We start from the raw sequence: 21,210 nt of genomic DNA on the forward strand, positions 1-21,210 counted from the left end.
CATGACCACAGTACCAAGTTCATTGAGTTTGCCAGTACAAAGCAAGCCCCGTAAAACGGGTCGCACCTCCATCATCGATTATGGTCCCGATAACATGGGATGGACTGGTGAGAATGGAGTTGCAGATTTATTAGCTTGCGCAGGAAGTTATATTGATTTTGCAAAAATTTATGCACTTAATAGTTTAATCATCCCACCACAATCGTTAAAAAGAATCGTTACCCTCTACAACAATGCTGACGTAGTTTGTTATTCCGGTGGGATTTTATTTGAGTACGCACACTGCAAAGGTGATGTAGCAGGAATGTTGAAGTTCTTAGTAGAGTTAGGGTTTGAAGCAATGGAGCTATCTGAAAACTATGTCTCCTTAAGTGCAGATGAACGTAATCGGTATTTTGATCAGTGTAAAAAAGCGGGCATATCCGTTATTTATGAATTTGGTCGCAAGAATCCTGAAACTGAAATCAGCTTAGATGAGTTGGAGTCTTTAATAACAGCGGTATTAGATCAAGGTATTGAACATATCATTCTTGAGGAGTCGGAAATCACAATGACTGCCAAGAAGAATCCTAATGTATTAAAAGAGCTCGCCAAAAAAGAATGGTTCAAAGAGATATTTGTCGAAGCGGATCCTTTTAGATTTCCTCAGAATCATTTGAGTCTATTTCAGGATTTTGGTACTCAAGTGAACTTAGCCAATATTGCTCCTGGGCAGGCCTTGCGTCTTGAGGGTTATCGACAGGGTATTGGTCGAGCGGTGGACTACTCCATTTTTAAGCAATTTGGTATCTAAGTCGGGTTTGATATATAGTAGTAGTAGTTACAACAACTTAATTTGATTGCTAGGGGCGCGTGATGACAATGAATACCGATACAGCTGCAGCATTAGAAGGTTTAACCTTAAAGTTTGCTGAGCTAGTTCATGCTTTGAAATATGAGGCCATCCCTGATGAGGTGACTAAGAAGGCTAAATTTATTATTCGAGATGGTTTAGGAAATCAGATTGCTGCGTCTGCTATTAGTGAGCCAGCTCGCAAGGTCATTGAGATGGTAAAAGAGTGGGGCGGTAAACCAGAAAGCACAGTAGTGGGTTATGGCTTTAAAGTCCCTGCACCAATGGCCGCTATGTGTAATGCCATGATGGGTCATGGTGTCGAACTAGATGATGCTCACGGCTCAGGCTTGATCAAAGCAGGATCAGTGATGGTTCCCTCTCTCATGGCATTAGCTGAAGCCAATAATAAGAGCGGCAAAGAAGTAGTCACTGCACTCATTGCTGGATATGAGGTTGCTATTCGGATTGCTAAAGCAATCAATCCTGGGCATAGGCAGCGCGGCTTTCACACTACGGGAACCGTTTCCGCTATCGGTGTAGCAGCGGCTGGTGCAAAGCTCTTGGGTTGTGATGTGAATGGAATTGCATCTGCGATTGGTTTAGCAGCGATGCAGTCAGCTGGCATTCAATCCTATTTAGATGATCCATGCATGGCTAAACCGTTTAGTCCAGGGAAGTCAGCATTGAACGGCACTATGGCAGCAATCATGGTAAGTCGTGGTTTTACAGGGCCTAAGAAGGCGCTTGAGGGTCGCGAGGGATTCTTCAATGCGTACTGTGATGAAATTCGTGTCAGCGACATATTTGATGGACTTGGTCAAAATTTTGCCATTATGGAAGTAGGCTTTAAGCCACATGCTGCCTGTCGGTATGCCCATGGTCCCATTGACTTGGCGCAACAATTTTTCCATGAAGACAATGTGCGTCTTGGGGATGTTGACTCTATCAGGGTCAATATGTGTGAGCTTTCTATTCGCCAGGCTTCGAAACCTAAGCCACCGAATTTAAATGCAGCTATGGGCAGTACACAATTTAGCGTTGCATTAGCTCTAGAGATTGGGCGTAATGGATTGCGTGAGTATTGGGATGGATTTAAGAATCAAACAATTCATGATGCCTCCTCTACACAAACTACCTTAATCTGTGAGCCTGCCTATGGTGTTACTGGTAGACAGGCTGCGGTTGAGTTAACCCTGAAAGATGGAAGAGTCTTGCGTCGTGAGCAGCCTGAACCAAAAGGAGAGCCTGCTAACCCCCTCACTGATCAAGAATTGTCTGACAAATTTACTGGCTTAGTAAAAATGGTGAAGGGTGCTGGAAATTTAGGCCCTGCTCTTTCAGAGAAACTCATGAATCTAGAAAACCAAGCTTCAGTAAAAGAGATCATCGCTAGCCTCAAAGCGCAAGATGAGATCCCTGTATTGGCAGAAGCTTGATCGAGGCTGGAAAGATGGAAAGTCAATTCGGTAGTCCGGATGTGATTGTGGTTGGTGCTGGAAATGCTGCTGCATGCGCAGCATTGGCAGCGCGTGAGCATGGTGCTTCAGTCATCATGCTTGAATCTGCTCCCTTAGAGGAGGCGGGTGGCAATAGTCGTTATACGGCTGGAGCAATGCGCGTGGTTTTTAATGGCCCAGAGGATTTAAAGCAAATCATTCCTGATTTAACGGATGAAGAGATTGCTAGCGCAGATTTCGGCTCTTACACCATAGAGCAGTTTTATGATGATATGGGACGCTTAACTGAATATAAGACAGACCCAGATTTAGCTGAAATTCTCATTACTAAGAGTTTGGAAACTTTAATTTGGATGCGTAAGAAAGGTGTCAAGTTTCAAGCAAGTTTTGGTAGGCAAGCTCACAAGATCGATGGAAAGTTTAAATTTTTCGGTGGATTAGCTTGCGAAACATGGGGTGGAGGAGAGGGTTTAGTAGAACTGGAACATAAGGCCGCAATCAGAGACGGCATACAGATATTTTATGAAACACCTGTCATTGATTTATTAGAAGGTGATGATGGCATTATTGGCGTAAAGGTTCGTATTGGTAATAAAAAGGTAGATATTCACTGTAAGGCTGTGATTCTCGCTTCCGGTGGATTTGAGAGTAACGCAGAGATGCGAGCAAGATATTTAGGCCCTAACTGGGATTTAGCAAAAGTTAGAGGTACCCGCTTTAATACTGGTGGCGGTATTAACATGGCACTGAAGGCCGGCGCGATGCCATATGGCCAATGGTCTGGTTGTCACTCTGTATCCTGGGATATGAATGCTCCTCCGTTTGGGGATCTTGTTGTTGGAGATAGTTACCAAAAACACAGCTACCCACATGGGATCATGATTAATGCACGGGGCGAACGCTTTGTAGATGAAGGCGCTGATATTCGTAACTATACGTATGCAAAATATGGGAAAGTCGTACTAGAACAGCCGAACATGTTTGCTTGGCAGGTTTTCGATGCAAAAATCAGTCCCAAACTTCGTGACGAATATAGGATTCGTCAGGTTACTAAAGTTCAAGCGAATACTATTGAAGAGTTGGCAGAAAAGTTAGAGGGTGTTGATCCCAAGGCTTTTATTGAGACTGTTAAAGAATTCAATCAATCAGTGATGACCGATGTGCCCTTGAATCTAGCAGTCAAAGATGGCCGTGGTACTAAGGGCTTATCCATACCGAAATCCAATTGGGCAAATACGCTCGATACTCCACCCTATGAAGCTTATGGGGTAACTTGTGGAGTGACTTTTACATTTGGCGGTGTGAAGATTAATAATCATGGCCAAGTCGAAAATGAGGCTGGCAAACCCATTCCAGGCTTATATGCTGCAGGAGAAATGGTGGGCGGATTGTTTTATTACAACTACCCTGGAGGTACAGGACTGACTTCAGGAGCCGTATTTGGCAAGCTAGCAGGGGATTCTGCTGGACTTGCTGTAACCCAGAATTAAGCTTGCTTACTTAGTTTTGGTCTTTACTGCTGGCTTCGTTTTCTGAATGCGTTGCTTAAGATCAATGACTTGATCTTTTGGCAGATAGTTTTTTCGCAATTCAAAAAGTCCTGGGTGAAACTTCTCTTCTAGCAGGTGGCTAAAGTGTTTAAAAATCTCCGCTAAATAAATTTCATGACGAATGAGGCTATCTGCTAGATTCACAATGGGTTCGCTTTGTGTAAACGCGCCAGTATGCTCTTTCATATTGACAATCAACGCTTCTTTAAAATCAATCGAGAGTGTGATGAGATGTCTTCCTAGTCCAACAACTGTGCCATCGCCTTCATGAGCAAATACGCTGCAATTTTTTGAGAAATTGAACTCTTTTATTTGATTGGCATCTCCAAATAAAATAAACAGTAATGAAACCCCTCTTTTGGAAGCAAGTTTTAGCTCATCAAGATGCGGAAGTAGCTCTTCAAAGTGTGCCTTGATCCAAATGTGAGATTTCGCAGCTAGGATTAATTGACTTATCTTCAAGCGGGCCTCATCAGGCCCATCAATATTCCAAACGTAATGGATTTTCTCTTCAGGCTGTAATTTTTCAAGTCCCATCTCAAGGGCTGAGCAGCGGTCCTGCACTGCCTTAGAAATTCTGCTAAAGAGAGTGGATGGACTTACTGGAACAAAGCGGACCGGCTCTAGACTAACCCTTTGGACGGCTTGTTTCTTTTCTAGGCTATCTAAGGCGCTATAGACGTTTGGCCTTGGAAGCGCATTATTTTTACTGATCTCATAAGCAGTTACAGGCGAGTTTTGAAGTAGAGAGATATATATCTTTGCCTCATAGTCGGTAAAGCCTAGCTCTTGTAGCTCTTTTGAAAATTTAGTAACGGTTTTTGTTGATAAATGCATCAGGTGATTTTATAACGGAAGCCTAAACTCGGTAATCACTTTGATAAAAGAACAGCTAACTTCTGCCGGATCCAGTAATAGGTTAAACCCTCATATTTTGTCTTTACTAGAAGTTATTCAGAGGTCAAATGGATCGGGAAATATGTTGTATTGCACCAATACCATCGGCAAATTAGTCGCCTATACTATAAAAAAATAATAGTAAAAAATAATAAAAATTGAGACAGATTAAAAATGCAAAACGACGATTTATGCTTTCTATCAGCAACTGAACAAGCTGAGTTAATTCGTACTCAGAAAATTTCTGCAGTACAACTGATTCGCGCGCATCTCGATCAAATCGAGCGTTTTAATCCTGTCCTGAATGCGATTGTTACCTTAACGGCAGAGTCAGCTATGGCTGAAGCTGTGCTAGCGGATAAAAAAACTGCCAGCAATGAACCTTTGGGTGTATTACATGGCTTACCTGTAGCGCATAAGGATTTATTTTTAACCAAAGGCGTTCGAACGACTTTTGGCTCCTTAGCCTTTAAAGACTTTGTGCCAGAAGTTGACTCATTGCCTGTTGAGCGCCTCAAACAAGCGGGTGCGATCAGTTTAGGTAAAACCAATACCCCTGAATTTGGTGCTGGTAGTCAAACATTTAATGCAGTATTTGGATCAACCCCCAATCCATATGATCTGAGCAAAACCTGCGGTGGCTCTTCGGGTGGAGGTGCCGTTGCTTTAGCGAGCGGCATGATTGCGATTGCAGATGGTACTGATTTGGGTGGTTCATTGCGCAACCCCGCTAGCTTTTGTAACCTCGTTGGTATCAGGCCTTCGGCAGGAAGAGTGCCATCATGGCCCGATTCTTTAGCTTGGTATCCTTTTAGTGTTCCGGGCCCTATGGCGCGTACGGTTCAAGATCTTGCTTTAGCAATGGCTGCGATGGCGGGTCCCGATGATCGCTCTCCCATTTCTTTAGAGGCACCAGGGGAGATGTTTTTGAATCCCTTGTCTCGATCTTTTAAGGGCTGCAAGATAGCCTTTAGTGCTAACTTAGGTGGATTGCCAGTCGAGCCAGAAGTAGCCAAGGTGGTTGAATCTACTCGAGCCGTTTTTCAGGATCTAGGTTGTGAGGTGATTAATGATGAACCAAATATTTCTGAAGCAGACGAAATTTTTATGCTTTGGCGTGCATGGAGAACTGAGTTAAGTATTACCCCTTTACTAAAAGACCATCGCGCCAATATTAAAGCGACGGTGATCTGGAACGCTGAGCAAGGTTTATCGATTACAGGCCCACAATTAGTCCGTGCCGAAGCCAAGCGCACTGAGCTCTATCACCGCATGCGGGAGTTCTTCAAAAAATATGACTTCCTGGTGCTTCCAGTTTCTCAAGTTGCCCCATTCTCCATTGATCAAGAATATCCCACGCAAATTAATGGGGTAAAAATGGATACCTATATTGATTGGCAGAAGTCTGCTTATCACATTAGTGCCATGGGTAACCCGGCAATCTCAGTACCGGCAGGCTTCACAAGCGATAACTTACCGGTAGGTATACAGATCGTCGGACGGCATCGTGATGATTTTGGAATTTTGCAGTTAGCTTATGCCTTTGAACAAAAAACCCATTTTGCTCAAAGACGTCCGCCAATGTGTAGTGCGTAGTACACAGGTTTAAATTCATTTCTGAATGCAACAAACTTTAGTAATGCAAAGGAGTATTAAAAAATGTTGAGATTCTCCCGTGTCTTTTTGGCCTTCTTGAGTACCACCCTAATTGTTGCTGGTACTGCTACAGCGGCGCCTTATCCCGAGAAGCCGATTAAATTAATCGTTGCTTGGTCGCCAGGTGGCACTACCGATATCTTGGCGCGCATCATTGCGCAAGGTTTATCTGAAAAGTTAGGGCAAACCGTACTCGTTGAAAATAAGCCAGGCGGTGGAAACAATATCGGTACTGAATACGTGATTCGTTCAGCGCCAGATGGCTATACCCTCAATATGACCAATCCAGCCAATGCTATTAATGCCTCTTTGTATAAAGGGCTGTCCTTTAATTTTATTAACGATACTGTTCCGGTTGCTGGCGTAGTACGGACTCCCAATGTGATGGTGGTAACTGCTGCTTTGCCAGTGAAGAACGTTGATGAGTTTATTGCCTACTGCAAAGCCAATCCAACTAAGGTGAATATGGCTTCATCGGGTAGTGGATCTTCTATACATTTGTCTGGTGAATTATTTAAGATCATGACGGGTTGCAAGATGGCCCATATCCCTTATAAAGGAGCGGGACCTGCCTTAAATGACTTAATTGCAGGACAAGTACAAGTCATGTTCGATAACTTGCCATCGTCATCTGGCTTTATTAAGGATGGCCGTATTCGTGCTTTGGCAGTCACAACGTCAACGCGTGAAGCATCATTGCCAGGCGTCCCAACAGTTGCCGAGACAGTTCCTGGATTTGAAGCAAGTGCTTGGTTTGGGGTGAGTGCCCCTAAAGGGACGCCGCGTGAGATTGTGGAAAAACTGAATGTGGCGGTTAATCAATTACTCGCCGATCCAAAAATTCAGAAACGTTTATCTGAACTCGGCGGAACTCCAATTCCTGGCACTCCTGAAGATTTTGGCAAGCTGATTTCTAACGACACCCAAAAATGGGAAAAGGTTGTGAAAACTTCAGGCGCGACAGTCGATTAGTACGTCACTATTTAATAGAATAAATGATTTAAAGTATCGTTTCCGTGAACAAGAAAAATGTATTGATTACTGGTGCTGGCCGTGGCATAGGTAGAGCCATTGCAACGCGCTTGACGCATGATGGTTATCGCGTGATTAATCTAGATAAGTCGGCGCCATCTAGCTTATTAGATGGTGAAGAATTTCATTGTATTGATGTTACCGATAGCAAAGCCCTTGGCCAGCTGATCCAAGAGATTACTAGTCGTATCGAGGTAGTTCGGCTGGTCAATAACGCGGGCATGATAAAACCCGGTGCGCTCGAGGATGTGACCGAGAAAGACTTTGATGCTGTTTACGCTCTTAATCTAAAAGCGCCAATGCTAGTAGCGCAGTGTTTACTGCCGCATATGCGTAAAGCCAATTTTGGAAGAATCGTCAATATTGCTAGCCGTGCAGCGCTTGGTAAGGAGGAGCGGACATCTTATGCCGCTACCAAGGCGGGCATTATTGGAATGACCAGAACTTGGGCGCTGGAGTTAGCGCAATTTGGTATCACCGTAAATGCCATAGGCCCAGGCCCAATCGCAACTGAGCTATTTACTTCAGGCAATCCTCCTGGAGCGCCAAAAACTATCAAGATTATCGAGAGCATTCCGGTAAAAAGAATGGGGCAGCCAGAAGATATTGCGCATGCTGCCGCTTATCTCATGGATGATCGTGCAGGCTTTGTTACGGGGCAAACACTCTATGTTTGTGGCGGTATGACGGTGGGTTTGAGTAACGCCAGTTAAGTAAATCTGCAGTTCTCCTGACACCAACTTATCCGTACATTTAAATAAACCCTAGGCTAATTTTTTTTGGGTATTATTTACACAGAAGAATCAATTTCTTGATATTTATTGATAAAAGATTTATTTAAAAATACAACGGAGACATGATGAGCATCAAGCCAGAAAAGCCTTACAAGGATATTCTTTTTGAAGTTAAAGATCAGGTAGCATGGATCACCATTAATCGCCCAAGAGTGTTAAATGCTTTTAGAGAGCAAACCTTAGATGAGATGATTGATGCGGTTAAGTTGACCAGAGAAGATCCTTCTATTGCCTGTATCGTTTTTACCGGGGCAGGCGATAAGGCCTTTTCAGCCGGTGGTGACTTTTATGCGATGAAGCGCCTCACCTTTACCAATGGATCGATGTGGAATGATCGGATGTTGGGTTTAGCAATGGCTATTCGGGGTGTTCCAATTCCTGCAATTGCGATGGTTAATGGTTGGTGTGTTGGTGGTGGTCATGAGCTGGCACTATGGTGTGACTTGGTCATTGGCTCAGAAAAATCAGTCTTTGGTCAAACTGGTGCAAAAGTAGGTGCTTGCCCAACAGTAGGTGCGACCCAATATCTGCCACGCATTGTTGGCGAACGTATCGCCCGCGAAATGATTTTCTTGGCAAAACGCTTTGATGCAAAAGATGCTGAAAGAATTGGCCTCATTAATAAGTGCGTACCAGAGGCAGATTTGCTAGCTGAAACATTGGCTTGGTGCGAAAGTATTAAGAGTAATAGTTCGCAAACGATTCGTATGACTAAGAAGAGCTTGAACTTTGAATCAGATCAACTGTATGCTTCATGGCAGCATGGTATGGAATTACTGGCTTATGTTTGGGGTTCAGAAGAAAGTCTTGAGGGTATGAATGCCTTCCTCGAAGGTCGTAAACCAGACTTCCAACAATTTAGAATGAAGAACAAAGCTGCCCTCGAAGATTACATGGATGGATTTAGAAAGAATTTGAACGCACCGCCTGATATGCGGGACTAAAGGTCAGCATCTTGAACCCAAGTGCTCAATCTAGTGCTTCGACACAAAGCGAAGGCGCGCTAGCGGGATTAAAAGTACTTGATCTCAGTCGCGTCTTGGCTGGTCCATGGTGTGGGCAACTACTAGGTGATCTTGGCGCAGATGTAATTAAAGTGGAATCGCCAGCAGGGGGTGATGACACGCGCGGCTGGGGCCCTCCATTTTTGGAGGGTGAGTCTGCCTATTTCTTGGGCTGCAATCGTAATAAGCAAGGTATTGCAATAGATTTCTCTAGTGCTGATGGAAAGCAATTGCTTGCGCAGCTTATTCCCCAGTTTGATGTGCTGATTGAGAACTTTAAAAGCGGCACCTTAGATAAATGGGGATTTGATTCTGCTTGGTTTGAGAAAAATGCTCCTGCCTTAGTGCGTTGCTCAATTACTGGATATGGCAGTGCCGGCTCCCAATCAGGTTTACCGGGCTACGACTTTATTTTGCAAGCAGAGTCTGGATTGATGAGTATTGCTGGACCGGTAGATGGTGACCCTACAAAGTATGGTGTAGCAATTGTGGATTTAGCTACTGGCATGATGGCTGCCAATGCCATTCAAGCTGCCTTACTGGCGCGCTATAGAACTGGTAAAGGTCAGGCAGTTGAAGTCTCCTTATTTGATACCTCCATTGCTTTGTTGGCTAACGTAGGTAATAGTCATCTTGCCACTGGAAAGGATTCTGGGCGCTATGGTAATGGACACCCAACCATTGTTCCTTACACAACATACCATTGTGCTGATGGCATGGTTGCGCTCGCAGTAGGTAACGATAAGCAATTTGCTCAGCTCTCTAAGATTTTAGGTCAGCCTGAGTGGGCGGATGATGAGCGACTAAAAACCAATTCAGCCCGAATCCATCATCGCGCACTGATTGATGACTTGTTAGCAAAAAAACTGATTACCTTTGCCAGTAATGAGCTCATTGAATTGTGCCGATCAAATGGCATTCCCATTGGTAGGGTTAATACAGTGAGTCAGGCACTAGCCTCAGAGCAGACTGCTGCAAAAGAAATGGTTCTGGAGATGGATCATTCCAAGGCTGGAAAGTTCCGATCCTTAGCTTCCCCATTAAAGATGCATGGTTCTCATAATGCAAAGAAGCAGGCACCCCCTTTGCTCGGCGAACATACTGATGTAATCTTGAAGCAATATTTAGGTTTAAGTGATGCAGAATTAAGTGATTTAAAAAATAAAAAAGTTATTCAATAAATTCCTTTTCAAAGGGATGGAGGGGTCAATATGCAAAATGTCTTAAACAAAAGATGTAAATCCTTGCTTGTTCTTGCTTTGCTTGGAATCTTTCAAGCAACAGCGTGGGCTCAAGCGGATAACTATCCTAATAGACCCATTAAACTGATTATTACTTGGCCAGTGGGTGGTTTTGCGGATACGCTCGGGCGCACAGTGGCGAATCAGCTCAGCACAATTTTGGGACAACAGGTCGTGGTAGAAAACCGCGGTGGTGCGAATGGCATGATTGGAGCGGATGCAGTAGCTAAAGCGGCACCAGATGGCTATACCTTGATGTTTCAATCGGTCACATCGCATGCGATTAATCCAACGATGTATGGCAAGACTCCTTATTCCACTGAGAAGGACATTATTCCTTTAGCGGTGGTGGCGTCAGTCCCCATGCTCTTAGTAGCCAATCCGAACTTGCCAGCGAAAAATATTGCTGAGCTCATTGCTTTGGCTAAGAAGGAGCCAGACGCATTGGCTTATGCAACATTTGGCAATGGTAGTGCTAGTCATTTAGCAGGTGCGCTCTTTACCAATCAAGCTGGTATCAAAATGACGCACATTCCCTATAAAGGTGGCGCCCCAGCGATTACCGATACCTTAAGTGGCCAAACCCCAATGAGTTTTTCTGCATTTGGTGTGGCTTTACCTCACGTCAAATCCGGCAAGCTCATTGCCTTGGGAACAACAGGACCTGCTCGTGCCAAACTTTTGCCAAATGTTCCTACTATTGAAGAGGCAGGTAATCTCAAGGGATATGAAATGTCTATCGTGTATGCGGTATGGGCTCCAACGGGTGTGCCTGCACCTATCCTTAATAAGCTCGATAAAGCATTAGAGCAAGTGGTGGCATCTAGCGCCTTTAAAGAAAAAGTGGCGAGTGATGGAGGCGAAGTGATGACCATAGCAGATCCAGCAGAGAGCAATATTTACTTCCAAAAAGAAATGCAACGTTTAAGCAAGATCGTCAAAGATGGCAATATAAAGGCAGACTAATATGAACCGTATATTTCAAAAAGTAATAGGTGCGCCACTGATTTTGGTTTGCGCAATGGGTTTAGCAAACGCGCAAAGCAAGGAAGTGAGCTCCTATCCCAATAAACCCATACGGATAATTAATCCTCTGGCTGTTGGTGGCGCTGTAGATACGATGGCCCGTATGCTTGCTCCAGCCCTTCAAGAAATTTTGGGTCAAACCATTGTGATTGAAAGCAAGCCTGGTGCTGGTGGCACGATTGGCTCGAACTTTGTTGCTAAGTCACCCCCAGATGGTTACACCATCCTGATGGTGTATGACACTTTTGCTGTAAACCCCCACGTCTATAAAAATTTACCCTTTGATTCGTTTAAAGATCTTGCACCAGTGACTGAACTCGTGAAGATTCCTTTGGTAGTAGTTGCCGGTAATAAGTTACCTGCCAACAATTTGCGTGAGTTAACGGATTTATCTAAAACGAAGACAAATGGTATTAATTTCTCAAGCGGTGGTGCGGGCAGTTCAGGTCATCTAGCTGCCGAGTTACTCAAAACCAATCTCGGTATTGATATGACCCATGTTCCTTACAAGGGGGGTGGTCCAGCAATGACTGCAACGATTAGTGGTGAGACTGATATTACGATTTTGGGCGCAGTAATTACAGTGCCTCAAATTAAGGGTGGCAATTTAAAGGCCTTAGCAGTGCTTGGAAAAAAACGCACTCCCGCTTTACCGCAAGTTCCAACAGCAAGCGAGCAGGGTTTAAGCAATTTTGATGTGAGTTCTTGGGTTGGGGTATTAGTTCCAGCAGGTACACCAGCGCCAATTATCGACAAGATCAATAATGCATTTGCGCAAGCTCTAAAAAGTCCGGCTGTTCAGGCGCGTATGGCTGAGCAGGGCAATGAAGTGGTTGCCAGCTCACCCGCTCAGTTTGGCGTATTTCTGAATCAAGAGTCTGTTAAATGGGCTAAGGTCATCAAGGACAACAATATTCAACTAGAGTAAGCAGCGCTTACTCTAGTCGTAATGTTATTAAGCCTTCAGATTGAGTAACTTGGCAGCGTTGCCACCCAGGATTGCAACGCGGTCAGCATTGCTTAAGCCTGGCGTAGCCATCACATGCTCTACTGGATACTCTTCCCAAGGGATGGGATGATCGGTTCCAATCACAATTTGGCTTGCGCCAACCTGTGCCACGAGATGTCGCAGTGCCTCCGGTGTAAATACTAGCGAATCGAAGTACAACTGATTCAAATATTCTGTAGGTTTTTTCTTGAGCACAATATTAGGATCACAGTTCTGCGGTGACACAAAACAGCTATGGTCCATGCGCGGTGCATACGAACCTAGGAATCCCCCGCCATGGGCAGCTAATATTTTTAATTTAGGATATTTATCGAGAACACCCTCATAGATAAGGTGCTGTAATGCGATCGTAGTATCTAGTGGATTACCGATCACATTAGACATCCAGCCATTTCCTTTGAAGCGCTGTGCTAGCTGAGGAGTACTTTGTGGATGAATGAATAAGGTGACATTGAGTTCTTGGGCTTTTGCAAGCACGGGGTGATATTTAGGGTCTGAAAAATCTTGTCCTGAGACACTGCCGCCAATAGCAGCTCCACGCAGACCTAAGTTTCTAACAGCGTTATCTAGTTGCTCTACTGCTAAGGCAGGATCTTGCATTGTGAGCGAGGCAAAGGCTGCAAACTTATCAGGCCGCATTGCGCAGAGCTCGGCAAGGTGAATATTATTGAGGCGGCAGATCTCTGCGGCCGTATCTTTATCTTTGCGATACCAGAAGGGATTAATACTGAGCACTTGCATATCAATGCCTTGGGCTTCCATGGCTTTAATACGTTCATCAATTTTAATAAAGTGTTCTGGCACTCCCTTGGTGGGCGGTGGAACTGACTTAGCATCCTCTCCCATTAAATCGATCGCATCCTGAAACATACAGTGCGCATGAACATCAATGGTTTTGATACGTTTACCATTAATGAAAATAGGGGTCATGCGCTTGGGTTTGCCATCCTTGAGGTCTGCCGAATGGGCTAAGCCGCATCCGCAAAAAAATAATCCACCAAGTGCTTTACCCGATGTTTTTAGGAACGATCTACGTTGATTCATATGCGGCTCCAAATGAAGTTCGAATCTCTACATTACACGATTTTTAATAGATTTGGGGATACCCTAAGAGTGGTGATCTAATAGCGAAATCATGCTACCTATTTTGTATTCCTACCGTCGATGCCCCTATGCAATGCGGGCGCGTATGGCACTGCAATATTCTGGAATTGAGCTTGAGCACCGAGAGATTGAGTTAAAAAATAAGCCGCAATCAATGCTACTGGCATCGCCCAAGGGAACAGTTCCTGTCTTGTGTGTTGATGGAAAAGTGATTGATCAGAGTTTAGACATCATGCATTGGGCAATAGCGCAATCGGATCCGGACAAGTGGGGGGATATCGATGAGAGCATAGGCCAGATTTGGATTGATAAAAATGATGACCCATTTAAAAAATTACTTGATCAATACAAGTATCCCAATCGTTATCCCGAACTCATCCAAGAAAATATTTTGAGTGCCATAGAAGATTTAATGCTCAAGCCCATGGAAACTGCATTGCAGTCGAGTCAATATTTATTAGGAAACAAGATGACTTGGGTGGATGTTGCCATCTTTCCATTTATCAGACAGTTCTCTATGGTGAATCAACAAAGGTTTGAGCAATTGCCATATCCATCAATGAAGCGATGGTTAAATCAATTTCTTGAATCAGACTTATTTAATTCGGTGATGCAAAAGCATCCAACTTGGAAAGAGTAAGTAAGTAGATGTAGGTGCTGTGACTAATATTCATGCACCAAAAAAGGGCTATTATATCGATATAATCTGTCCCTAGAGCTAGTTATCATTACAATAGTGACATTAATTCAATCCCTTAGGCTTATTTTTTGGATGTTCTTTTAGAGATTTTTATTGATAAATATCTCTTTTAGGTTGCTATGTCATTGATTCAATGGAAAATTCTGATTGTCTGTGGGACGCGTCCCGAAATTATCAAATTGGCCCCCGTTTACCATTTTTTGCGCACCCAAGATTGGTGCGAAGTGAAATGGTTACATACTGGTCAACATCAAGAGATGGCTGATCAAATTCTGGCTTGCTTTGATATCACTCCTGACATTATTTTAAGAAGAGCGGGAAGCTCACTTTCAGAATTTAGCATTGGCTGTAGGCAGCAACTAGATGTGGTTATGGAAGTTACCAAATGGAGCACTGTTATTGTTCAGGGGGATACTGAAAGCGCATTTTTGGGAGGCTTATCCGCTTTTTATCAGCGCATTCCCGTAGCCCACGTTGAAGCAGGACTTCGAACCTATGACTTAACTAGGCCATTCCCAGAAGAAGGCCTACGACAAATGTTGTCTCGTATTACGCAATTTCATTTTCCGCCTACTGAGGGCGGAAGAATTGCCTTAATTAAAGAAGCTATTCCAGAGAAAAATATTTTCATTACAGGCAATACGGTAGTGGACGCTCAGAAATGGGTAATTCAGAAATACGATATTCATAAGGAAGAGACTTCTGGCAGAAATATCCTAGTCACCATGCATCGGCGTGAGAATTGGGGTAGTGATATTGAAGAGGCATGCTCTGCTATTGCTAGCTTAGCCAGGGAGCATCCCGATCTCAATGTACTGTTTCCAGTCCACCTTAATCCGGTCGTTAAAAAATCAGTAGACCCTATCTTAGGTGCTTTACCGAATGTCACCTTAACTGATCCCCTGGGCTACTTGGAGATGCAGCAGGCCATTGCAGATGCATGGTTAATCTTGACTGACTCTGGAGGAATCCAAGAGGAGGCGCCAACTTTTCATGTTCCTGTATTAGTACTTCGTCGAGAGACCGAAAGGCCTGAGGCAGTTCAAGCGGGATGCGCCAAGATTATCGGTACCAGTGGAGCTGCCGTGATTCATGAAGTGAATGCATTATGGAATGACCCATCTCTATATGAATCAATGAAACCGATTGTTAACCCCTTTGGTGATGGCTGTGCAAGTGAGCGTATTAGCAATGTTCTCAAGAGTCACCTCAGTCAGTAGTTATGTATTGGATCGATATTGTTGCAAGCTATCTTTTTGTACTGAAGTATGTAGCCATTACCGTTGCCATCATTATTTCTATAAGTAGTCTTGATGATTTGGTGATTGATGTGGTTTATTGGGCTAGGCGCTTAGTACGTTCGCTGACGGTTTATCGCAAACATCCCCACATGCTGTATTCAGCATTGTTTTCAGTTCCAGAGAAACCACTAGCAATTATGGTCCCTGCTTGGCAAGAGACTGGCGTGATTGGGAAGATGGCCGAGTTAGCAGCGATCACGCTTGATTATGAGAATTACCATATCTTCGTTGGCACCTACCCAAACGATCCTGAAACACAATTAGATGTGGATAAGGTATGCGCGGTATTTCCTAATGTCCACAAGGTAGTTTGCGCAAGGCCTGGGCCTACTAGTAAGGCAGACTGCTTAAATAATATCCTGGATGCCATCTTACAGTTTGAGATACAAGCCAGTTTGGAATTTTCTGGATTTATATTACATGACTCCGAAGATGTTGTGTCTCCATTGGAGTTACGTCTGTTTAATTACTTGCTCCCTAAGAATGATCTCATTCAAATTCCGGTATACCCCTTTGAAAGAAGCTGGCAAAACTTTACCTGTATGCACTACTTAGATGAGTTTGCAGAATTACATGGCAAGGATGTTGTGGTGAGAGAAGCGCTAGCGGGTCAAGTTCCAAGCGCTGGAGTAGGAACCTGCTTTAGTCGTAAAGCGGTTCTTGCTCTATTGGAAGATGGTGATGGTATTGCATTTGATGCACAGAGCTTAACTGAGGACTATGACATTGGCTTTCGCCTGAAGGAAAAAGGCCTTAAGGAAATTTTTGTTCGCTTTCCAGTTATCTTGGATGACTCTGAGGCGGCTAGAAAAAAACTACTAACAGGGCAAAGTATTCGGGATTCGAATGTGATTTGTGTGCGTGAGTATTTTCCAGATACCTTAGCAACAGCCATTCGCCAAAAGTCTCGCTGGATTACTGGGATTGTATTTCAGGGTTATAAAACCCATCGTTGGACTCCCAATCCTATTCTGAATTATTTTCTTTGGAGAGATCGCAAAGGGGCGATTACGAACTTTATTAGTTTTATTGCGACCATCATCCTTTTTCAATTGGTATTACTCTGGCTTTATCAAAACCTATGGCCTGATGCTTATCATTTCCTATCCATTTTTGAATCGAGCGAATGGTTGATGGGGTTCTTATGGCTCAATTTTTTCTTGATGATGAACCGTATTGCACAACGAATCTTTTTCGTCTCATCCTATTACGGTTTATTAGAGGGTTTGCTTTCTGTTCCTCGCTTGTTTTGGGGGAATTACATTAACTTTATGGCCAATTGGAAAGCAGTGAAGCAGGTCATCGAACATAGTGATGTGCGACGTATCGCCTGGGATAAAACTACCCATGACTTTCCAACTATTGGACTTGAAAATGCAGAGCGAAAAAAGCTTGGGCAGATCCTAATAGATCGCGAAATCATTACACAAAAACAATTGGATTTGGTTTTATTGCATAAGCAATCTGGAATGAGGATTGGCAGTGCATTAGTACACGAGGGTATTTTGAACACAGAAGAATTGGCTGATGCACTTGCAATCCAGGCAGGTGTCTCATCAGAATCTATTGACCCTTACTCAATCAATGAAGATTTAATCCAAAGTATTCGCCCTTCCATTGCATTGCATTATGCAATTTTGCCTATTCGGTTTGAGGATAGTTGTTTGGTGGTAGCAAGTGAGTCAGCATTAGATCCGATTTCATTAGCTGCCATCAGTAGAAAAGTACATCATCAAATACTGTATGTGATTGTGCCAAAAGGGCAGGTCACTATTGGCCTGAGAAAATGGTATGCCCGAAATAAATCCGTTGATCCACGGAAGGTATTAGATGATGCGCTTACAGAGGGAAAGATCAAACCTAAGCAGGTTGATGCTATTTGGAATTTCTATGTCTCGAGGCAGGTATTACTAGCAGAAATTTTGGTTTCGCTAGGGCATATTAATGAAGCTGCATTACGCGCATTACTATTACAACATTCAGTCACTAATTTATACCTGGGTGACTTTTTGGTTGATAAGAATATTATTACCCAAGAGACCTTAGAAAAAGCACTCGCTCTTCAACAAAAGATACAACCTGATATAAATCAGCTAATTTCATCTGGTATTCCAATGGCGCGTACCCATTGATGAAATTGATCTGGTTTATCAGCTTATTTGTATTGAGTTCCTGCGTCTTTGCTGAGCAGGCTGCTCAGATAGATTTGGGTCCCGGCGTTAATTCCTATCAAAAGTTCCTAATCTATCCCCATATTGAAAAGGGCTTAAGTGCCTTAGATAGCGGTGATAAGCAGAGAGCGATTGAAGAATTTCAGTGGGCACGAAAAAGAGCGCCTAAAAGTCCTGCAACAGCTTTATATCTTGCGAATGCCTATATTCAGAGTGATGATTATCGGGGTGCTGTGGAGGTCTTGGAGCAACAACTACACCTTACCCCAAAAGACCAGCAGCTACTCATAAGACTCTCAAATACCTTGATACTGGAAAAAGACTATATCGCTGCCTCAAATTCTTTAAAGGAAGAGCTTAGGCTCAACAAGAATAATGCCATTGCTCAAGAAAAGTTAAACGTGGTTAATCAAGAGTTGGTCAATGAAGAACTGGAGCGCTTAAAGATTTTGCAAGAAGAAGACCCGACTCAATTTTTAGAAGACTTAAAAGAAAAGAAGGTGAAGTTTGGGAATGCCTTTGAAGAGCGAAATTGGATTAATCTTTTGCTGACGGACTTCGTTAAGCAGCCTGAATTACTTTTAAGTTACCAGCCAGAGTTTGAATCGAATAAGATTTATCAGGCTGAAAAGGTTCTACAGAAATTATTGATGTCAGGCCGCCAATCTGAGGCTGATGCGTATATAGGACATCTTCCCAATGCCATTAGACATGATCCTATTTTTTTGGATCACTTAAGCTATCAATTGCTCAACGAAAATGGCGAACATCAAGCTATTGAGCTCCTTGTAGAGGGCTTTCCGTACGAGGGTGCTACTGAAGCTGAAAAGATTGAATTAGTCAGTAGACTACTTCTATTGTTGGGGAATCACAGCGATGCCTTAGCTAGCATTCCCACAAAGTTGAGTGAGCCGCTTCCTACTCCTGAGTTACGTTCACTTCAGGTGAAATTACTTTCCGCTCTGAAGGATTGCTCTGGGATAAGAAATGTTTTGGCTGATCAATCCGCCTTTTATACAGCAGATGATTGGACTCGTCTGGGTTACTGTTATGGAGATAAAGTTCCTGGTTTAGGTGTGCTTGCATTTGAGCGTGCAGAAGAGTTAGCACCGGGTCCTGAAAAGGAGAGGACGGTAGCCTATCAAGCATTTACTGCTAAGAATTATTTACGCGCTCTAACGGCATGGAATTCAATTCCGATGAATTTGATCACGCCAGAAGACGCATTGAGTGCCGCCACTACTGCACAAACGCTTGGAGATATTAAGGAATTAAATAAGTGGCTAGAGGTATATGACAAACAGAACGGCGTAAAGAGTGGTCGCTATTGGTGGTTACAAGCACAGACTAAGCTAAAGTCTGATCCTAAATCAGCATTATTGGATTTAATTAAAGCCGCCACTCTTGAGCCATCGGTTACCTACTATTCTCAAATTGCTTCTCTTTTGCTCCTTGAGGGAAAAGTGAGCGAGGCAATTGTGTATTTAAATAAGGCTTTGGTATTAAATCCCTATGACAGTGCTACACAGGCTTCCTTGGGCTATGCTTATTACCAACAGAAACAATATTTACGGGCAGAAAACTTTTTAAAGGCTTCATTAAAAACGCGTCCTGACGATGAAGAGCTCGTGAAGCAGTTGGCCTATACCACTCAGAAGCTTGGTAAAAATAAGCAAGCCATTCAGTATTCAGAAGAAGCAATTGATAGCTTTAATCGCTATAGCCCATCTGAAAGAACGCCGGATATTGAAAACCAGCAGTTTGGCATGAGAAGAATGCATGAAGATTTAGAGCGTCGTTGGTCATTTACAGCGGATGCTATGAGTGGTAACCAGGTAACGGCTGCCCCTAACGTTGGCCAACCTGGGAGTAATTACCGTAGCTACTCACAGGCAGAGGCTGCTTATCGATTGGGGAATCCGGCAATTGATAATGGTAAGACCCTTTCTGCATACACTCGTATTTTTGCAGGAGGAGGGGTGAATAACTCAGCTGCTCCTATTTACGCTCCAATGATTGCAGCAGGCTTACGATGGAAACCCTTGTCTGATTACGTGCTGAATTTGGCTGTTGAGGAGCAGACGCCTTTAGATCGAGGTCAATATACCCAAACTTCAATGATGTTAAGAGCAAGCGCCTCATTTTTAAATTCAGGTAAATATAGTGATGATTGGCATCCTGTTGGTCCTGGGTGGATAGCACAAAATCTGTATTTAGATGCTGCACACTATTTATCAAACTCTGTGACCTCTTTAGTATCAGATTATCGCGTCAGTTATCACCGTAAAATTGCAGAGGGTCAGACGGTTGAACCCTATGTTCATGTGCAATGGGCCAGCCTAAATCAGGCCAACGGAGTTGATGAACGGGTAGGTATTGGTGCTCGTTGGAATATTTGGCAAGGTCAAAGTAAATACAATGCATACCCCAGCAAAATATTAATAGGGTTAGAGTACCAGTATGCCTTCAAAACTTATCTGAACGACAAGAGTGCGGTCTTATTAAGTTTGGGAGGACGTTGGTAATGCGAATATTGCTGGCAATTTTATTTTGTGCGTTATCTAGTATTGCTTCTGCTGGCGATATTAGAGGCATCATTTTTCAACCTCGAGAATCTGATCTAGCTATTCCTGTAGAAAACTGGCCTACTATTTTTGCTCTTGCGAAGAAAAAAGGATTTAATACTCTCGTTATTCAATGGACTGGATTTGGAGAGACTTTTTCATCATCCAAAAACCAAGCATGGTTAAGAGATCGTATGCTTGAAGCTTCTCATGCGGAGCTAAAGTTGATCGTGGGTCTAGCGAGCGATCCAGAGGTCTTTGAGCGATTAAAGCAGCCCACTTCAATTGTGGGAAGCTATTTTAGGAAGATGAATGAGGCGAATTTACATCTAGCGCAACATTGGTTAGACGCGCTTCCAAAGGGCGCGATTTCTGCCTGGTATCTTCCATTAGAGATCGATGATCGCCAATGGAGAGAGCTGTCTGCAAGAGCGGAATTGATTAAGTACTTAGAGCGTCAAGTCATAGATTTAGATTCGTTGAGTCCATTGCCTGTCTATATCTCTAGTTTCTTTACAGGCAATATGACTCCTGAGCGCTATGCCGCAATGCTAGAAAGCATAGAGTCTCAATCTAAGGTACATTTTTGGATTCAAAATGGGAGTGGAACAGCTAAGTTAATGCCCCTAGAACGGGACTTATATATAGGCGCAACTACTAACTGCGCCGGCTTCGCTATTTCTGGTTTGATTTTTGAGTTATTTAAGCAAACACAGGTGGATAGTAATTTTGCAGCAAAGCCGCTTAGCCCCCCTGAGATGAGCAAGGCATTAGATCAAAAGAGTCCGTGTCAAGGTGATAATGTATTTTTTGCGCTTAATTATTTGATTGATTTAACTAACCCTAAGTAATACAAAATATGAGCCATC

17 protein-coding genes are annotated in these 21,210 nt (G+C 43.4%); 15 read left to right on the forward strand and 2 right to left on the reverse strand.

The features are described 5' to 3' along the window. Nucleotide 1: 1 nt before the first annotated feature. The 3 genes from ICN38_RS10295 (at nucleotide 2) to tcuA (ending at nucleotide 3,782) form a co-directional block, all read left to right on the forward strand. A complete protein-coding gene (locus tag ICN38_RS10295) occupies nucleotides 2-793 on the forward strand; it encodes a phosphosulfolactate synthase (protein ID WP_216257004.1) in 792 nt (263 codons plus the stop codon). A 62-nt stretch (nucleotides 794-855) separates the two neighbouring features. Beyond that, nucleotides 856-2,271, forward strand: coding sequence for an MmgE/PrpD family protein (locus ICN38_RS10300; protein ID WP_216257005.1), 1,416 nt, complete (start codon nucleotides 856-858; stop codon nucleotides 2,269-2,271). Nucleotides 2,272-2,285: 14 nt separating this feature from the next. Next, nucleotides 2,286-3,782: an FAD-dependent tricarballylate dehydrogenase TcuA gene (gene tcuA / locus ICN38_RS10305; protein ID WP_216257006.1), complete on the forward strand. Its 1,497-nt coding sequence runs from the start codon at nucleotides 2,286-2,288 to the stop codon at nucleotides 3,780-3,782. Nucleotides 3,783-3,788: 6 nt separating this feature from the next. On the opposite strand, the gene ICN38_RS10310 is transcribed toward tcuA, so the two are convergent. Beyond that, nucleotides 3,789-4,679, reverse strand: coding sequence for a TrmB family transcriptional regulator (locus ICN38_RS10310; RefSeq protein WP_216257007.1), 891 nt, complete (start codon nucleotides 4,677-4,679; stop codon nucleotides 3,789-3,791). Nucleotides 4,680-4,913: 234 nt separating this feature from the next. Here ICN38_RS10310 and ICN38_RS10315 point away from each other — a divergent pair, with 234 nt between their 5' ends. From ICN38_RS10315 to ICN38_RS10345, 7 genes are all read left to right on the forward strand, one after another. Beyond that, nucleotides 4,914-6,335 (forward strand): amidase, encoded by a 1,422-nt coding sequence (locus ICN38_RS10315; protein ID WP_216257008.1) that lies wholly within the window; start codon nucleotides 4,914-4,916, stop codon nucleotides 6,333-6,335. 63 nt (nucleotides 6,336-6,398) lie between these two features. Next, a complete protein-coding gene (locus ICN38_RS10320; RefSeq protein ID WP_216257009.1) occupies nucleotides 6,399-7,367 on the forward strand; it encodes a tripartite tricarboxylate transporter substrate binding protein in 969 nt (322 codons plus the stop codon). Nucleotides 7,368-7,411: 44 nt separating this feature from the next. Then, nucleotides 7,412-8,140, forward strand: coding sequence for an SDR family oxidoreductase (locus ICN38_RS10325; protein ID WP_216257010.1), 729 nt, complete (start codon nucleotides 7,412-7,414; stop codon nucleotides 8,138-8,140). A gap of 146 nt (nucleotides 8,141-8,286) precedes the next feature. Further along, the gene (locus ICN38_RS10330) at nucleotides 8,287-9,165 is read left to right on the forward strand and encodes an enoyl-CoA hydratase-related protein (RefSeq protein ID WP_216257011.1); all 879 of its coding nucleotides are present in this window, start codon (nucleotides 8,287-8,289) and stop codon (nucleotides 9,163-9,165) included. Between the two features lie 11 nt (nucleotides 9,166-9,176). Further along, nucleotides 9,177-10,406 carry a CaiB/BaiF CoA-transferase family protein gene (locus ICN38_RS10335; RefSeq protein WP_216257012.1) on the forward strand — a complete coding sequence of 410 codons (1,230 nt, stop codon included), beginning with the start codon at nucleotides 9,177-9,179 and terminating at the stop codon, nucleotides 10,404-10,406. A gap of 30 nt (nucleotides 10,407-10,436) precedes the next feature. Further along, nucleotides 10,437-11,432 carry a tripartite tricarboxylate transporter substrate binding protein gene (locus ICN38_RS10340; RefSeq protein ID WP_216257013.1) on the forward strand — a complete coding sequence of 332 codons (996 nt, stop codon included), beginning with the start codon at nucleotides 10,437-10,439 and terminating at the stop codon, nucleotides 11,430-11,432. A 1-nt stretch (nucleotide 11,433) separates the two neighbouring features. After that, the gene (locus ICN38_RS10345) at nucleotides 11,434-12,420 is read left to right on the forward strand and encodes a tripartite tricarboxylate transporter substrate binding protein (protein ID WP_216257014.1); all 987 of its coding nucleotides are present in this window, start codon (nucleotides 11,434-11,436) and stop codon (nucleotides 12,418-12,420) included. Between the two features lie 27 nt (nucleotides 12,421-12,447). Here ICN38_RS10345 and ICN38_RS10350 read toward each other — a convergent pair whose 3' ends face one another. After that, nucleotides 12,448-13,545: an amidohydrolase family protein gene (locus ICN38_RS10350; protein ID WP_216257015.1), complete on the reverse strand. Its 1,098-nt coding sequence runs from the start codon at nucleotides 13,543-13,545 to the stop codon at nucleotides 12,448-12,450. Between the two features lie 91 nt (nucleotides 13,546-13,636). Between ICN38_RS10350 and ICN38_RS10355 the strand changes: the two genes are divergently transcribed. From ICN38_RS10355 to ICN38_RS10375, 5 genes are all read left to right on the forward strand, one after another. Next, nucleotides 13,637-14,245, forward strand: coding sequence for a glutathione S-transferase (locus ICN38_RS10355; protein ID WP_216257016.1), 609 nt, complete (start codon nucleotides 13,637-13,639; stop codon nucleotides 14,243-14,245). A gap of 179 nt (nucleotides 14,246-14,424) precedes the next feature. Next, complete coding sequence (wecB, locus tag ICN38_RS10360; RefSeq protein WP_216257017.1) at nucleotides 14,425-15,525, forward strand: non-hydrolyzing UDP-N-acetylglucosamine 2-epimerase; 1,101 nt, start codon at nucleotides 14,425-14,427, stop codon at nucleotides 15,523-15,525. A 2-nt stretch (nucleotides 15,526-15,527) separates the two neighbouring features. Next, a complete protein-coding gene (locus ICN38_RS10365) occupies nucleotides 15,528-17,738 on the forward strand; it encodes a glycosyl transferase family protein (RefSeq protein WP_216257018.1) in 2,211 nt (736 codons plus the stop codon). After that, nucleotides 17,738-20,302 (forward strand): tetratricopeptide repeat protein, encoded by a 2,565-nt coding sequence (locus tag ICN38_RS10370; protein ID WP_255562824.1) that lies wholly within the window; start codon nucleotides 17,738-17,740, stop codon nucleotides 20,300-20,302. Before ICN38_RS10365 ends, ICN38_RS10370 begins: the two co-directional genes overlap by 1 nt. Next, complete coding sequence (locus ICN38_RS10375) at nucleotides 20,302-21,192, forward strand: DUF4434 domain-containing protein (RefSeq protein ID WP_216257020.1); 891 nt, start codon at nucleotides 20,302-20,304, stop codon at nucleotides 21,190-21,192. The genes ICN38_RS10370 and ICN38_RS10375 overlap by 1 nt, the downstream gene beginning before the upstream one ends. The last annotated feature ends 18 nt before the right edge of the window (nucleotides 21,193-21,210 follow it).

The organism is Polynucleobacter sp. AP-Melu-500A-A1 (assembly GCF_018882125.1).
GTDB lineage: Bacteria > Pseudomonadota > Gammaproteobacteria > Burkholderiales > Burkholderiaceae > Polynucleobacter.